At 72.3% G+C, this 14,655-nt stretch carries 13 protein-coding genes and 2 pseudogenes; 12 read left to right on the forward strand and 3 right to left on the reverse strand.

Translation table 11 applies throughout. The features are described from left to right. Nucleotides 1-53: 53 nt before the first annotated feature. Nucleotides 54-714: pseudogene (locus tag ACFW6A_RS15390) on the reverse strand (transposase family protein). Nucleotides 715-901: 187 nt separating this feature from the next. Between ACFW6A_RS15390 and ACFW6A_RS15395 the strand changes: the two are divergent. From ACFW6A_RS15395 to ACFW6A_RS15405, 3 genes are all read left to right on the forward strand, one after another. After that, nucleotides 902-1,384, forward strand: coding sequence for a hypothetical protein (locus ACFW6A_RS15395; protein WP_386640943.1), 483 nt, complete (start codon nucleotides 902-904; stop codon nucleotides 1,382-1,384). Nucleotides 1,385-1,453: 69 nt separating this feature from the next. Further along, entirely contained in the window at nucleotides 1,454-1,885 is a 432-nt protein-coding gene (locus ACFW6A_RS15400; protein ID WP_351845472.1) for a hypothetical protein, read from the forward strand. 179 nt (nucleotides 1,886-2,064) lie between these two features. Next, entirely contained in the window at nucleotides 2,065-3,213 is a 1,149-nt protein-coding gene (locus ACFW6A_RS15405) for an AI-2E family transporter (RefSeq protein ID WP_351845474.1), read from the forward strand. Nucleotides 3,214-3,632: 419 nt separating this feature from the next. Here ACFW6A_RS15405 and ACFW6A_RS15410 read toward each other — a convergent pair whose 3' ends face one another. After that, entirely contained in the window at nucleotides 3,633-3,833 is a 201-nt protein-coding gene (locus tag ACFW6A_RS15410) for a CsbD family protein (protein ID WP_351845476.1), read from the reverse strand. 107 nt (nucleotides 3,834-3,940) lie between these two features. Here ACFW6A_RS15410 and ACFW6A_RS15415 point away from each other — a divergent pair, with 107 nt between their 5' ends. The 9 genes and pseudogenes from ACFW6A_RS15415 to ACFW6A_RS15455 all read left to right on the forward strand — a co-directional run bounded on the left by ACFW6A_RS15415 (nucleotide 3,941) and on the right by ACFW6A_RS15455 (nucleotide 11,805). After that, nucleotides 3,941-4,408 (forward strand): MSMEG_6728 family protein, encoded by a 468-nt coding sequence (locus ACFW6A_RS15415; protein WP_351845478.1) that lies wholly within the window; start codon nucleotides 3,941-3,943, stop codon nucleotides 4,406-4,408. 60 nt (nucleotides 4,409-4,468) lie between these two features. After that, entirely contained in the window at nucleotides 4,469-5,647 is a 1,179-nt protein-coding gene (locus ACFW6A_RS15420) for a spore photoproduct lyase family protein (protein WP_351845480.1), read from the forward strand. Between the two features lie 7 nt (nucleotides 5,648-5,654). Continuing rightward, a pseudogene (locus tag ACFW6A_RS15425) lies at nucleotides 5,655-5,747 on the forward strand (transposase family protein); the annotation flags it as partial. Nucleotides 5,748-5,772: 25 nt separating this feature from the next. Beyond that, on the forward strand, nucleotides 5,773-6,171 hold the full coding sequence (locus ACFW6A_RS15430; protein ID WP_386640949.1) for a hypothetical protein: 399 nt from the start codon (nucleotides 5,773-5,775) through the stop codon (nucleotides 6,169-6,171). 462 nt (nucleotides 6,172-6,633) lie between these two features. Then, nucleotides 6,634-7,284 (forward strand): hypothetical protein, encoded by a 651-nt coding sequence (locus ACFW6A_RS15435; RefSeq protein WP_386640952.1) that lies wholly within the window; start codon nucleotides 6,634-6,636, stop codon nucleotides 7,282-7,284. A gap of 941 nt (nucleotides 7,285-8,225) precedes the next feature. Next, complete coding sequence (locus ACFW6A_RS15440) at nucleotides 8,226-9,062, forward strand: SAM hydroxide adenosyltransferase (RefSeq protein WP_386484019.1); 837 nt, start codon at nucleotides 8,226-8,228, stop codon at nucleotides 9,060-9,062. A gap of 208 nt (nucleotides 9,063-9,270) precedes the next feature. Beyond that, the gene (locus tag ACFW6A_RS15445; RefSeq protein ID WP_386484017.1) at nucleotides 9,271-10,146 is read left to right on the forward strand and encodes an ABC transporter substrate-binding protein; all 876 of its coding nucleotides are present in this window, start codon (nucleotides 9,271-9,273) and stop codon (nucleotides 10,144-10,146) included. A 10-nt stretch (nucleotides 10,147-10,156) separates the two neighbouring features. Beyond that, nucleotides 10,157-11,065 carry an amino acid ABC transporter permease gene (locus ACFW6A_RS15450; RefSeq protein WP_351845487.1) on the forward strand — a complete coding sequence of 303 codons (909 nt, stop codon included), beginning with the start codon at nucleotides 10,157-10,159 and terminating at the stop codon, nucleotides 11,063-11,065. Further along, a complete protein-coding gene (locus tag ACFW6A_RS15455) occupies nucleotides 11,062-11,805 on the forward strand; it encodes an amino acid ABC transporter ATP-binding protein (RefSeq protein ID WP_351845489.1) in 744 nt (247 codons plus the stop codon). The genes ACFW6A_RS15450 and ACFW6A_RS15455 overlap by 4 nt, the downstream gene beginning before the upstream one ends. Nucleotides 11,806-11,909: 104 nt before the next feature. Here the strand turns inward: ACFW6A_RS15455 and uvrA are convergent, their stop codons facing one another. Next, nucleotides 11,910-14,456, reverse strand: a complete 2,547-nt coding sequence (gene uvrA, locus ACFW6A_RS15460; RefSeq protein ID WP_386640955.1) for an excinuclease ABC subunit UvrA — start codon at nucleotides 14,454-14,456, stop codon at nucleotides 11,910-11,912. Nucleotides 14,457-14,655: the final 199 nt, after the last annotated feature.

Here is a 14,655-nt window from a genome sequence, read left to right on the forward strand (position 1 = left end):
GGCACCCCGGCTGACACGGTCCCCTTCCTCCATGGACTGAGCCCTTTCCCACCTCACGGCGTGGCGTGGTGGAGGACGAGGACGGCCTGGACGATCGCTGTGATGCGGGTGGTGCTGCAGCGGAGCTTCCGCAGGAGGCGCCACCCTCCGAGGGTGGCCATGGGCTGCTCGCCGAGACAGCGGATCTCGGCGCGGGTGGTGTGGTGGCGGCGCTTCCACCGCTTGAGGCGCCGGCCCCGCACCGGCACGCGGGCGGGATTGCCGGCGACTTGGTACGCCTTGTCCGCCCGGCATCCGAGGCCTGCTTCGGCGAGGACTTCGACGATCCCCTGGTGTCGCGCGGCGGTCAGGTCGTGAGGCGAGCCGGGCAGAGCCGGCGAGACCCGGAGCAGCCGTCCGAACGGATCGGTGAGGACCTGCGCGTTCATGCCGTGGCGCTTGTGCGTCCCGAAGCGATAGGGGGTGTCGGCGGCGAGGCGGTCGATCGGCAGCAGGGTGCCGTCGAAGAGGGCGAACGCCTTCTCCCGGATCGTCCGCATCGCAGGTGAGCCAGGGCGAGCAGGGCCTGGCGCGACGCGGAAGCCGCCGCCAACGCGTACCGAACTCCTGCCGCCCGGCCTTCAGTCGCCCGGTCAGGAACCGCGGAGTGCGGCGGGACAGATCGATCGCCGAGGGGCGGACAAGCCCCCGAAGCTCCCGGCAGACACGGGTGATCCTGGCCGAGACCCCGTCCACCAGGAGCTTCGCCGTTGCGCGGGCCCGTCCGACTCGCGGTCATCGCCGCCGACTCGGAAAGAGCGCGTTCAGCGAGCCGCTCGCAATGCCGCCATCGGCGAAGGCGATCCACGACCGGGGCGAAACTGCCTGGCCGAAGCCCTGCGTCGCCCTTCACCCTCCGCCCGTGCGCAGCGTCTTCCTGTTCCCCGCTGGAGAGTCGACCGCGACAGCCGCACGGCTCGACCGGCTGATGCCCGGCAGGGGCGGGTACTGGTCGGACGGGAAACTCTTCATCGACCTCATGGACGAGCAGGACGATCACCTGTTCCCCGGCTGGACTCCCGAGGACGTACGCCTGCTGGACTCCGCGCTCGGCCATCGCCCGGGCTGGGCCCTGCTGGTCAGCGTCTCCAGCCACATGGACGGTACTGCCGAGATCCGCGCCCTCGTGTCACACGTCCTCGAAGCCGGCGGCGTCGCCATCGACGACCACTCCGACCCCTGCTGGACGCTCGAAGAGATCGGCACCGGGTGCAGGGTCGACGGTCTGGGCTTCTTCGGCTTCCGAACCCACGCCGCACGGCACGGCCACCGGCCCGGAACTGTCGCCCGCGCAAGTTCGGGGAGGCAGGTCCAGTGCTCTGACCGGGAAGGCTCACCGGGTTGAGCGGGATCAGCCCGGCTGTGGGGGAAGAGGAGGGCAGGCGTGACGCGGAGACCGTCGGTGGATGAGGCCGTGGGACTGCTGGAGGGTGAACCGGGTCCCCGAGCCTTTGCCGACCCGGTCCCGGAAGGCGTCTGGTTCGCCTTCCTCCGTTTCGGCCGTCAGCTGTTCCACGTCCCGGACGCACCCGATGCCGACGGCCTTCTGTTCCCGTACGGGACCTCCGCGTTCGACGGTCCCGCGACGTTCACGCCGGGCCTCACCCGACAGTTCGAGGTCTCCGGCAGCGACGGTGATCACGACCACTGGGTGCAGGTCCACTGCGAGCTCCGACACGGACCCACCCCTGCCCTGGACGCCCCGGGAAGCTTCCCCTCGTGGTTCTTCCACGATGCCGGAGCAGACCTCGAAGAATGGGCCCGAGCGCTGACCGGACAGGCGGTGTGGACCACAATCCGCGAACTCGAGCCGACCGGGATCAGGGTGTCCCCAGAGCGGGTGTAGCCGCTCAGGCCGCCATCGTGGTGGGACGCCCTCGTGAGCGGCCGGGGCCGCGCCGTACCCCTCGGTGCCCGCCGCCCCGGTGCGGAGGACCGGGGCGCAGGCGCGGGGGGCCGGGGCGCGGGCGCGGAGGGCCGGGGCGCGGGCGCGGGGGCCGCTCGGACGGCTCTAGGGTGATCGGCATGTCTGCCTCTCTCAGTCCTGCGAGAAGCCGTGCCGCACTGCGCGCCTCGGCCCGCATATCGGCGGAGCTGCTGCTGGTCCTCTTGGGCACCGCCGTGATGATCTGGCTGCTCGGCCGGATGTGGTCGATCGTGTGGCCGCTCGTCATCGGCCTGCTGATCACTACGCTGACCTGGCCCTTCGCCCGCTTCCTGCGACGCCGCGGCTGGCCGCCGGCGCTCGCCGCCTCGGTGGTCACCGTCCTCTTCCTCGCCGTCACCGCCGGGGCCGTCGCGCTCATCGCCGTACCGGTCGCCTCGCAGTCCGGCGAGTTGACCGACGGAGTCGTCGAGGGCATCCAGCGCCTGCGCGCATGGGCCGCGGGGCCGCCGCTGAACATCGGCGACGACCAGATCACCGGCGCCCTGGACACCGCGACCGACCGCCTCCAGAACAGCGTCGGCTCCATGCTGACGACGCTCGCCACCGGCGTCGGCACGGTCGTCGACGGCGTCGTCACGGCCGTGCTCGCGCTCTTCCTGATGTTCTTCTTCCTCAAGGACGGGCCGCGCTTCCTGCCCTGGCTCGCCCGTCAGCTCCCCGGCCGCCTCGCCACCGACGCCACCACGATCGCCGAACGCGGCTGGGACACCCTCGGAGCCTTCGTCCGCTCCCAGGCGGCGGTCGGTCTCCTCGACGCCGTCCTCATCGGCATCGGCCTGTGGGTCCTGGGCGTCCCCCTCGTCCTGCCGCTCGCCGTGCTCACCTTCGTCAGCGCCTTCGTGCCGATCGTCGGCGCGCTGTTCGCCGGGTTCGTCGCCGTGCTCATCGCCCTGGTCTCCAACGGCCTGACCGACGCCCTGCTCGTGCTCGCCGTCATCGTGGTGGTGCAGCAGCTGGAGGGAAACGTCTTCCAGCCCATCATCCAGAGCCGCGGGCTCGGTCTGCACGCCGCCGTCGTCCTGCTCGCCGTCACCCTCGGCGGCAGCCTGGCCGGCATCGTCGGCAGCCTCCTCGCCGTGCCCGTCGCCGCGCTCATCGCGGTGGTGTGGGGGTACGTGCGCGAGCAGTTGTCCGAACCGCCGCGCCACGACCCCGACGGGGGTACGGAGCCGGGCCCCGGCGGCGGCCCCGAGGCCGTCGCCCCGGCTGCGACCCCGGCGTCCTGAGCGGGCCGACGCCCGACGCGTACCGCGTGCCGAGCGGTACGGGTGCGCGGCGGGCGCCCTCCGCTCCCCCGGGCGTCGCCCGGATGCCGCCGATGCCCCCCGTCACCGCCAGGGGGACGGGGGCGGGCGGGGCGCTGGTCGCGGGACGGTGCCGCGGTGGGAAGGTCGCCGCCCTGCCGGCCTTCGGAGGGTCCCCCCCGGCCGGGAGGAGGCGGGCCCTCTCTCGCCGCGGGCCCTGCCGCCGTGGGCCCTGCCGCCGGGCGGGAGGCCCTGCTGGTGCGCGAGTGCCGTCGTCCTCTCCGTGTGCCCGTGAGACCTGTCGGCTGTCCGTGGACATGCGGCGGCCCGCGCGCCCCGTGGGAGGGGCGGGCGGGCCGGCTGCTCGCTCATCGAGGTGCCTCGAACCCGAAGGAGGACCCTCAGGGGTTCCGGCGGTCCCGGAGGGAGTCCTTGACGCCCTTGGCCTGCTCCTCCGCCTTGCCCGCGGCCTCTCGCGCCTTGCCCTTGGCCTGATCGGTCTTGCCCTCGGCCCGCATCCGCTCGTTGCCGGTCGCCTTGCCGACGGCCTCCTTGGCCTTGCCCTTGGCCTGCTCCATCTTGCCCTTGGCCTTGTCCGCCATGGGTCGACTCCTTTCCGGGATGAACATTCACCCACAAATTAGGGCAGATGTGGAGTTTCCGCTCATCGAGCCGAGGAGGCGGGGCCGGGGACGGGGAGCAGGTGTGCATGCAGACTTTTCTTCCGTACGAGAGTTTCTCCGCCTCCGCCGCCGTGCTGGACCCGAAGCGCCTGGGGAAACAGCGCGTCGAGGCGCTGCAGGTGTTCCGGGGGCTGACCGTGCCGACGTACGGGTGGCGGCGGCACCCGGCGGTGCGGATGTGGGCCGGGTACGAGGAGGCGCTGGTGCGGTACGGGCTGGACGTCTGCGCCGTGTGGACCGGGCAGGGGCGGGCCGACACCTGCGCGGTGACCCTGCTGGACGACTACCGTGCCTGGCGACCCTCGGGCACGGTGCGCGAGCAGGCGGAGCTCGCACGGGCGGGTGAGCTGCCGCCGTGGCTGGGGAACCCGGCGTTCCACCGCAGTCACCGTTCGGCGCTGGTGCGCAAGGACCCGGCGCACTACCGGGGCCGTTTCCCCGACGTGCCGGACGACCTCCCGTACGTGTGGCCCTCGTCCGACCGGAAGGGGTGAAGGGCGGGGCTCGTAGACTGGGGCAAGGACATCGGAATCGGAATCGGCGGCGGAGCGGGCATGGGGCGGCCTCAGGAGACGGACGGGGAGGCCGAAGGGCTGTTCGGGGTGGCGGAGCTCGTCGCCGCGTCCGCGCCGGCCGGGGCGCGCGAGGACCGGGCGTTCCGGGACGGGCCCGAGGCGGCTCGACTGCTGCGGGTGGCGGAGATCCACGCGGAACCGGGCGCCGCGGCGTCCTGGCGGGGGCGGCAGATCATCGCGCGGTTCCCCGGCGCCCGGCTCGTCGAGACCGCCTCGCACTGGCGCATCCCGCACCTGCACGGCAACGAGGGGAACGTCGAGCACTGGGTGCGGGTGAAGCGGGAGACGCTCGTCCTCGGCGAGCGCTCCTCCCTCACCGTCCGCCCCAACGGCCGCTCCGCCGACTGGATCGCCCCCGGGCTGTCCAACGGCTGCGCCATGGCCTGCGCGTACTGCTACGTACCGCGCCGCAAGGGCTTCGCCAACCCCATCACCGTCTTCACCAACGTCGAACGGGTCCTGGCCGCGATCGGCCGGCACATCGCCGCGACCGGACCGAAGAAGGAACCCAACCAGTGCGACGAGCGGGCGTGGGTGTACGACGTCGGCGAGAACGGAGACTGCGCGGTCGACGACCTGATCAGCGACAACACCGCCGACCTCGTCCACGCCTTCCGCCGCTGGCCCACCGCCAAGGCCTCCTTCGCGACCAAGTTCGTCAACCCCGACCTGCTGCGGCTCGACCCCCGCGGGCGCACCCGGATCCGCTTCTCCCTCATGCCGCCGGACGACTCCCGGCTCCTCGACATCCGCACCAGCCCCGTCCCCGCCCGCCTGGAGGCCGCCGGCGACTTCCTGGACGCGGGGTACGAAGTGCACTTCAACCTGTCGCCGGTGGTCGTCCGGCCCGGGTGGCGGGACGCCTGGGACGAGCTGCTGCGGATGATGGACGACATGCTCCCGCGGCGGGTGAAGGAACAGGCCGCGGCGGAGATCATCATGCTCACCCACAACGAGGACCTGCACGGGGTCAACCTCGGCTGGCACCCGCGCGCCGAGGACGTCCTGTGGCAACCGGACCTCCAACAGCCCAAGAGGTCGCAGAACGGCGCGCTGAACGTCCGCTATCGCACCCCGGTCAAACACGAGGCCGTCGAGGCGCTGACCGGCATGATCGCGGAACGGACGCCGTGGCTGCGGGTGCGCTACGCCTTCTGACGGGCTCGTGCACCTTCGCCACGGGGCCACCCACGCCGTGCTGGCCTGCTGGTTCGCAGTCGACCGCTCCACCATCACCCGACCCGTCGGCGAGATACGGCCCCTGCTCGCCGGTGTTCGCCGCGGTGACGGAGCAGGGCGGCTCCGACCCGGGCTTCTTCCACAAGGTCCTGCGCGAGCACCACAAGAAGGTCCATCCGCGTCGCAGTGTGAGGGGCGGCCCGGCCGCGATGACGCCTCGGTGCGTCAATTCACGCACGTCGGCCTCGGCCCTGGCCGGGATCGGCAGGGGTCGGGTCCACGTGGCGATGCGGGACGGCCGTGGGCACGGCAACCCGGTCGACGCGTGCGACCTGGAGGAGGGCGACCCGCCGGAGCCGGACGATCCGACGACGGTCCCGACCGTCGTCGCGGATGCGGCGCAGGAGACCGTCACCGAGTCGCTCCGGCAGGCGTGGCCGGTCTGCGGGGAACACGGGACCGGAGTGCGTCCCCGTCCCGCAGGGACCGCCGGTGGCTGGTAGGCGGGCGAAACGGCCGCGGTCGGCCCGCCGGTGTGGCGGAGCCGGGGGCGGCCGCGACGGCGAGTACCACGACGCCTCCCCTGCGGGCGAGTTGGCCACCGCTCCGCGGGGAAAGCCGCGCACCGCGGCGCGGCGAGCCGGAACGGGGCGGTGCCCCATGCCGCCGGCCACACCACTGCGCGCCGCCACCGAGAACCACCGTTCTCCGCGACCGGCGAGGCACGTGGTCCGGTGGGGCGGGTCCGGCGGACGCCGAGTTCGTCGAGCGCGCAGACGCGCTGGTCGGAAGGGCGCCTTCCGCCTACCCCGCCTATGGCTGCCGCCGAGCGGTGGCCCACCCGTGGTTCGACCCCTGGGAGCTCACAGCGCCCGTCGGCGGCGGTCTACCGGGCCGTCAGAAGCCCCGCCTCATCGGCCGGATATGGTCGATGCCTTCTTGCGGACCGGTCCTACGCTGGAGGCATGGCCACCGATCCCGCGCTGAGACAGGGCCCCGACTCGACGGAACTGGTCCTGCGCGCCGGCCCGACCGGGCCGGTGTGGAACGCGCTGACCTCGGCGGGGCCGGCGCTGCTCGTTCCCCTCGCCTTGGGCGTGCCGACCCTGGTCGTCGCCTTCTGGATGGCGCTGGCCGGGGCACGGGCGTCGACCGTGTTCGTCGTGGTGGGGGTCATCGTCGGGCTGGAGTACCTGATCGGCTGGCCGGTGCTGGCCTCGTCCCGGGCCCGGGACATCCTGCGGGTGGAGTTCACGCCGGCCGGGGTGCCCGCGTCCCTGCGGTTGGTCCGGGCCGCCGGGCCGGACGCCTGGCTGCCCGTCGAGGCCCTGCGCCAGGTGCGGCTGACGCACAAGGTGGTGGAGCCGTACGAGGGGGACCACAAGCCGGCCGTCTCCACCCTCACGCTGGAACTCGCCCTCCAGGGCACCCGGGAGCACCTCACGCTCCCGTTCGGCGGCGACCCTCAGCGGCTCACCGCCGCGCTGAAGGCTCTGCTCGACCCGGCGGGGGTCATGGTGGTGCTGCGCACCGAGCGCAGCACGCGCGATCGACCTCAGCCCAACTCAGGCTGGACTTCCGGCGGTTCGGCCTCGGTCGGCTCGGGCGGCGGCTGATCCCGGACTGCCCGTGCCCCTCCCCGGCCCCGGCCGGGAGCGCCCGTCGGCGCGTGGGGGCGGTGGCGCGGGGCAGCCTGCCGCGACCCGGGCGCGCTACGGCGCCGGGCCGAGGGCGCGTCCGACGATTTTCTCGGCCGGGACGGCGCCGGGGCCGCTGAGGTGAACGGGGGCGGAGGTTGTGATGCTCCGGCCGTCGATCAGGCAGGCGCCGGGTTCACCGGTGCGGTCTTCGGGTTGGCGGACCTTCCGGCTCAGGAGGCCGGCGACCCGGTCGAAGATCCCGTCGGCTTCCCAGCGCGCGAAGCGGCCGCAGACGGTCTGGTGGGGTGGGAAGCCGCGGGCACGGGGGCACGCTCGCGCAGATCGCCGCGTGCGGCCGGGTAGGCGACAGGGAGTCCGACACAGCGCTCGGACACGAGGACGCGGGCGGACGGAAGTGACACGGATACGAGCGGACGGACGTTCCACAGACGGCGCGGATGCGTCGATCGCCGCCGGGAACCGCGTCCCGGCTCCCGACTCCCGGCTCCCTGCCTCGCGCCCGTGCCGTCGCCCGGCCGGTGCGCTTCACGTCGTCGTGCCGGGCACTCTCGTCCCCGGGGGTCCGTCCGGCACAGCCGCCCGAGCGGCGCTCCGGCCGATCCGGGCAAGGGGCGGGAAGTTCACGTCCACTATGTGGAAAGGTGCTGGAGCTGGTTCCCGCCGGTGCTAGCGTGCAGCTCATGCAGCACACCGACGCCCTCGCCATGATGCGAATGATGCCCCCGCCCCCGGAGGCGCTTCGCTAGCGAAGCCGTGTGCGCGCAGGACGCGACGGACCCTCCGGAGACGGAGGGTCCGTTTTTTGTCGTCCCGGCCCGCCACCGAGCCCGTCGACACCTGCACCTCGAACCCCACCCACCCCGTGTCCTCCCTCGACAGAAGGACGAAGCACCGCCATGCCCCTTCCCCCCGTCGTCTCCCTCACCGACTGCGCCGACCCCAACGCGCTCGCCCGCCAGTCCACCCGGATCGCCGCCCTGTTCGGCTCCACGCCGACCGTCCTGCCGCTCGACGGACCGGACCCGGAGGGCGCCGCCGCCCTGACCCTGCTCGACCTGCTCCGCTCCACGGACCTGATCGGCGGCCCGAGCCGGCCGGTCGTGGTGCTCGTCAACATCGCCCCGAGGGACGGGCACTGGCCCAACGGGGTGCCCTTCTGCTCCTTCCGCCACGGGAACCACCTGGTCGTCAGCACGCTGAACCAACGGGTCCTGGCCCCGCTGGCCACCTACCTGGGGCTGGAGGAGGTTCAGGTCACCGACGTCCGCGAGGTGCTGGAGGCCGCCGCCGCCGACTGGGCCGAGCTGACGCCGGCCGAGATCGAGGAGATGGTGCGGACCCAGTTCCGGAGCCTGTGGTACGCACCCCTGCTGGCCCGCTGGCTGGTGGACGGCCACCCCGTCCCCGCGCGGCCGACAGCGGTGCGCCCGTCCGCCGCCGAAGACGTGCGGATCGCCGTCGTCGACAACTTCGGCAACTGCAAGCTGGACCGCCCGGCCGCCGAACTGCCCGGTTACGACACCGCCGAAAGCCTTCTCGTGCGCAACCGGCTCGACGGCCGCGACGTCCGGGTGCGCTGTTACGACCGGCTTCCCGACGTCCCGCTCGGCGAGCCCGGAATCACCGTCGGGAGTTCCGGGGTCGGATTCGCCGAACTGGTGGTCCGCGGCGGTTCCGCGGCGGAGGAGTTCGGGCTGCGCCAAGGCGACCGCGTATTCCATCTCACCAGCTGACATGTTATCAACGCGTTACCCCGGTAACCGCCTTCCCGATTGACGGCGGCCTCCGTGGACCGGAATGCTGAAAAGCATGTCCGGAACTCTCCTGCTGGTAAGCCGCCGCCACGTGGACAACGTGCGCTGTGCAGGCGATCTGTGTCGCTGAGCGCACAGCACCGGCCCTCTCTTCCACACCTTTCCCGGACCTCTCGAAGGACCCCTGATGTCCCGTACCCGCATGACCCTGGCGGCCTTCGCCGCCGCCCTCGTCGCACTCGCGGCGGCCGGCTGCGCGCCGCAGCCGCAAAGCGCCCCGGAAGCGGCCGGATCCAAGGACGCCTCCCGGTGCACGACCGACGACCCGAGCCTCCACAAGCGCGGCCAACTCACCGTCGCCACCGACTCCCCCGCCTATGAACCCTGGTTCGACAGCAACACCCCGTCGAACGGCAAGGGGTTCGAAAGTGCCGTGGCCTATGCTGTGGCCGAAAAGCTGGGCTTCGAACGCGACCAGGTGAAATGGGTCGTCGAGCCTTTCGCCCATTCGTACGCCCCCGGCCCCAAGTCTTTCGACTTCGACATCAATCAGATCTCCATCACGCCGCAGCGCGCGAAAGCCGTGGATTTCTCCACCAGTTACTACACGGCCAATCAGGCCATCCTGGCACTCGACGGGTCCGCGTTCGCGAAGGCCGACTCCCTCGGCGCCTTCAAGGACGCCAGGATCGGCGTGCAGGTCGCCACGACCAGCTACCAGGCCGTGCTGGACCAGATCAAGCCCTCGAAGCAGCCGAGCGTCTTCAGCACCACCAAGGACGAGGTGACCGCGCTGCGGAACGGCCAGATCGACGCGATCGTCACCGACCTGCCCACGGTCTTCTACCTGGCCGGGGCGGAGCTGGAGAACGGTGCGATCGTCGGACAGTTCGGCTACGCGGGCGGCACCCCCGAGAAGTTCGGTCTGCTGCTGCCGAAGAACAGTGGGTACACCTCCTGCGTCAACCGGGCCCTCGACGCGCTCAGGGCCGACGGCACGCTCGCCGGGCTCACCACGCAATGGCTTTCCGCCTCCGCGAACGTCCCCGAGCTGAAGCGATAACGGGCCGGCTGTGGACATCGGCAAGACGGCCGTACCGGAACGGTCGGCCACCTCTCCGGACGCGCTCGACACCGGCTACCGACCCAGCGACCACGAACGGGAACGACAGCGGTACCGGCGCTCCCGCAAGCGCCGCCACACCTGGGTCTCCACCCTCTGCACCCTCCTCGGCGTGGTGGTGGTGGGCGCGGCCGCCATGGCCTCCCCAGGGTGGGAACGCGTCGACAGCCTGTTCTTCGACGGCGCAGAGCTCCGCTCCGCCTTCCCCGATCTCCTCCGGGGTTTCTGGCTCAACATCCAGATGTTCCTCGTCGCCGAGGTGCTGATCCTCGTCCTGGGACTGCTGATCGCCCTGGTGCGGGTGACCCGCGCACCGGGCCTCCAGCCGCTGCGGCTCGCCGCCACGGTCTACGTGGACGTCTTCCGCGGCGTACCGACCCTGCTGCTGGTCTTCCTCGTCGGCTTCGGACTGCCGGCGCTGCAACTGCAGGGCACCCCTTCCGAACCCTGGATCCTGGGCGTGATCGCCCTCACCCTCTCCTACACCGCGTACGTCGCCGAGGTGTTCCGGGCAGGACTGAACTCGGTCCACCCGGCCCAGCGGAACGCCGCCCGGGCCCTGGGCCTCAACGAGCGGCAGACCGTGCGGCACGTCGTCCTGCCCCAGGCCGTGCGCAACGTGCTGCCGCCCCTTCTCAACGACTTCATCGCCCTGCAGAAGGACACGGCGCTGGTCGCCGTCCTCGGTCCGCTCGAGGCGCTGAGGGCCGCGCAGATCAAGGCGGACTACGACTTCAACTACACCCCGTACCTGGGAGCGGCCCTCTTGTTCATCGCGGTCACCATCCCGCTGACCCGCTTCGCCGACCGGCTCCAGCGGAAGGCGACCCTGCGCACCTGGGCGGAGGCCGCCCGATGAGCGAGCCGCTGCTGCGCATCCGCGGTCTCCGCAAGCAGTACGGGGAGCGGCCGGTGCTGCGCTCGATCGACCTGGACGTCGCCGAGCACCAGGTCGTCTGCCTGATCGGCGGCTCGGGTTCGGGCAAGTCGACCCTGCTTCGCTGTGTGGACCTGCTGGAGGTCGTCGACGACGGCACCGTCCACCTGGGCGGGACCGAACTGACCGACCCCCGGCTCGACCCCGACGTCGCCCGTCGCCGGATCGGCATCGTCTTCCAGGCGTACAACCTCTTCCCGCACCTGAGCGTGCTGGACAACATCACGCTCGCGCCCCGCCGGGTCCACGGCGTCCCGCGCAGGAAGGCCGAGGCCTCGGCCCTCGAGCTGCTCGACCGACTGGGGCTCGCGGACAAGGCGCACGAGCACCCCGACCGGCTCTCCGGAGGACAGCAGCAACGGGCGGCGATCGCCCGCGCCCTGGCCACCGAGCCGGAGCTGCTGCTCTTCGACGAGATCACCTCGGCCCTCGACCCCGAACTGGTCGGCGAGGTCCTGGACGTCGTCGCCGACCTGAAGCGGCGTGGCCTGACCATCCTGATGGCCACCCACGAGATGGACTTCGCCCGGCGGGTCGCGGACCGGGTCTGCTTCCTGGAAGGCGGCGTGATCGTGGAGCAGGGCACCGCGGAGCAGGTGCTCACCGCCCCGCGCGAGCAGGCCACGCGGCGCTTCCTCGCCCGCGCGCTCGACCGTTCCTAGCGCCGATTCCCGCTCGGCGACGCGCAGGACGCCGACGCCGAGCGGGAAGGCGACCACGAGGACGTGGGCGCCACGGTCGAGGGCCGCTCAGGCGAAAGGGTGGCTCAACGGGGTGGTCGCGTGCGGCTCCACGGTCGTCCGCGCTCGGCGGCACCCCGTCCGCGCCCCCCGGAAGAGGCCCCGGCCGACGGGCCGAGACGAGCCGCGAGATAGGGGGCGGTGGCGCTGCGCCGGGCTTTCGCCACCTTGGCCGGCGGGCCGGCCGCGACCACCCGCCCGCCGGCGTCACCGCCGCCCGGACCGAGGTCGATGATCCAGTCGGCGGTGGCGATGGTGTCCAGGTCGTGCTCGACGAGGACGACCGTGTTGCCGGCGTCGACGAGTCCGTGCAGCTGGCTCAGCAGGAGCGCGATGTCCGAGGGGTGCAGCCCCGCCGTCGGCTCGTCCAGCAGGTAGAGCGCGTGCCCGCGGCGGGCCCGCTGCAGTTCGGTGGCCAGTTTGACGCGTTGCGCCTCGCCGCCGCTGAGTTCCGTAGCGGGCCGGCCCAGCCTCAGGTACCCCAGCCCCACCTCGCGCAGCGTCTCCAGACTGCGGGCGGCGGCGGGGAGGGCGGACAGGAAGTCGGCGGCCTCGTCGACGGACAGCGCCAGGACGTCCGCGATGTTCTTGCCGCGGTAGGTGACTTCCAGCGTTTCGGTGTCGTACCGGGTGCCCTCGCAGGTCGGGCACGGCGCGTAGGTGCCGGGCAGGAACAGCAGTTCCACCGCGACGAACCCTTCGCCCTGGCAGGTCTCGCACCGCCCCTCGGGCACGTTGAAGGAGAACCGCCCGGCCGAGTAGCCGCGCGCCCTGGCCTCGTCCGTCGCCGCGTACAGCTTGCGCACCGCGTCGAACATTCCGGTGTACGTGGCCAGGTTGGATCGGGGGGTCCGGCCGATGGGCCGTTGGTCGACCAGGACCACCCGGTCGAACGACTCGACCCCCGACGCGTCCCGCACGTCGACCTCCAGCTCCGCCTCGTCGGGTTCCTCGGGTGCGAGTCCGAGGTGGTCGCGGACGACCTGGGCGAGCACCTGCGTCACCAGCGTCGACTTCCCGGAACCGGACACGCCCGTCACCGCCGTCAGCACACGGAGCGGTACGTCGACGGACACGTCGCGCAGATTGTGCCGGGAGACGCCGCGCAGGTGCAGCCAGCCGTGCGGTGCGCGCGGGCGGTGGTCGAGCGGCTGGGCGCGCCCGAAAAGACAGCGGCTCGTGGCGGACTCCCCGACCCGTTCAAGACCGGCGACCGGGCCGCTGTACAGCACGCGTCCGCCGCCCTCGCCGGCGCCGGGGCCGATGTCGACCACCCAGTCCGCCCGTCGCACCACGTCCATGTCGTGTTCCACGACGAACAGCGAGTTGCCGGCCGCCTTGAGCCGGTCCAGCACCTCCAGCAGCGGTTCCGCGTCGGCCGGGTGCAGGCCCGCGGAGGGTTCGTCGAGGACGTAGACGACGCCGAACAGTCCCGAGCGCAGCTGGGTGGCGATCCGCAGGCGCTGCGCCTCGCCCGGCGACAGGGTCGTCGAGCGGCGGCCGAGGCCGAGATATCCCAGGCCAAGGTCGAGCAGTACCTCGATGCGTGCGACGAGGTCGCCGCAGATCCGGACCGCGGCCTCGGTCGTCTCCCCCGACCGGGCGGTCGACGTGGTGGCGTCGGCCTCGGACCGCCCCGCGACGGGCCGCAGCAGCGCCGCGACCTCGGTGAGCGGCATCGCGTTGATCTCGGCGATGGAGCGTCCGGCGAAGGTCACGGCGAGCGCCTCGGGCCGCAGTCCGCTGCCGTGGCACGTGGGGCAGGGCACGCTCCTGACGAACCGGAGCGCCCGTTCGCGCGTCTTCTCGCTCTTGGAGTCGGCGAGGACGTGCATGACGTGCTTGCGGGCGCTCCAGAACTTTCCCCGGTAGCCGTGGTCGACCCGGCCCTCCTCCGGTTCGATGTACACGAGGGGCTGCTCGTCCGTGTACAGCAGCCAGTCGCGGTCCTTCTTCCTGAGCCTGCGCCACGGCCGGTCGATGTCGATCCCCAGGCCGTTCACGACACTGCGCAGGTTGGCGCCCTGCCAGGCGCCCGGCCAGGCGGCGATCGCCCCCTCCCGGATGCTCAGCGAGGGGTCAGGGACGAGCAGGTCCTCGACGACGTCGTGCACGACGCCCAGTCCGTGGCACTCCGGGCAGGCGCCGGCCGCGGTGTTCGGGGAGAACGATTCGGCTTCCAGCCGTGCGGCCCCGGGCGGATAGGTGCCGGCGCGGGAGTACAGCATGCGCAGCAGGTTCGACAGCGTGGTGAGGGTTCCGACCGTCGAGCGGGAGCCGGGTGACCCCCGTCGCTGCTGCAGGGCCACGGCCGGCGGCAGTCCGGTGATCTCCCGCACGTGCGGTGCGCCGACCTGTTGCAGCAGCCTCCGGGCATACGGTGCCACGGACTCGAAGTAGCGTCGCTGGGCCTCCGCGTAGAGCGTGCCGAACGCGAGCGAGGACTTGCCCGAACCGGAGACGCCGGTGAAGGCGACCAGCGCGTTCCGCGGGACGTCGACGTCGATGTCCCGCAGGTTGTTCTCGCCGGCGCCCCGGACATGCACGAAGGGGTCGGTCGCGTCCTCGTTCACCGTTCCTGATTACCCGATCGCACCGCGGACCGCGCGGCGGGCGCCGTCACCGGGCCCCGTCGCGGGAAGCACCGGAGGGCGCTCCACCGGGGCGTGCGGGGCGGGGAGCGCCGAACCGGTGCCCGCGAGGGCGTGCGCAACCGCGCGGCCCGGTGAGGGGTCGGGTTCGCTCACCCGGGCGCGAGACGAATCGGACCGT

Source organism: Streptomyces sp. NPDC058758 (assembly GCF_042746075.1).
Lineage (GTDB): Bacteria > Actinomycetota > Actinomycetes > Streptomycetales > Streptomycetaceae > Streptomyces.

What these genes read in the sequence shown, in the direction of transcription:
- ACFW6A_RS15410 (WP_351845476.1), bottom strand. Translation starts at nt 3,833, where the DNA reads ATGGCGGACAAGGCCAAGGGCAAGATGGAGCAGGCCAAGGGCAAGGCC.
- ACFW6A_RS15455 (WP_351845489.1), top strand. Translation starts at nt 11,062, where the DNA reads ATGAGCGAGCCGCTGCTGCGCATCCGCGGTCTCCGCAAGCAGTACGGG.
- ACFW6A_RS15415 (WP_351845478.1), top strand. Translation starts at nt 3,941, where the DNA reads ATGCAGACTTTTCTTCCGTACGAGAGTTTCTCCGCCTCCGCCGCCGTG.
- ACFW6A_RS15440 (WP_386484019.1), top strand. Translation starts at nt 8,226, where the DNA reads ATGCCCCTTCCCCCCGTCGTCTCCCTCACCGACTGCGCCGACCCCAAC.
- ACFW6A_RS15445 (WP_386484017.1), top strand. Translation starts at nt 9,271, where the DNA reads ATGTCCCGTACCCGCATGACCCTGGCGGCCTTCGCCGCCGCCCTCGTC.
- ACFW6A_RS15420 (WP_351845480.1), top strand. Translation starts at nt 4,469, where the DNA reads ATGGGGCGGCCTCAGGAGACGGACGGGGAGGCCGAAGGGCTGTTCGGG.
- ACFW6A_RS15435 (WP_386640952.1), top strand. Translation starts at nt 6,634, where the DNA reads ATGGCCACCGATCCCGCGCTGAGACAGGGCCCCGACTCGACGGAACTG.
- ACFW6A_RS15405 (WP_351845474.1), top strand. Translation starts at nt 2,065, where the DNA reads ATGTCTGCCTCTCTCAGTCCTGCGAGAAGCCGTGCCGCACTGCGCGCC.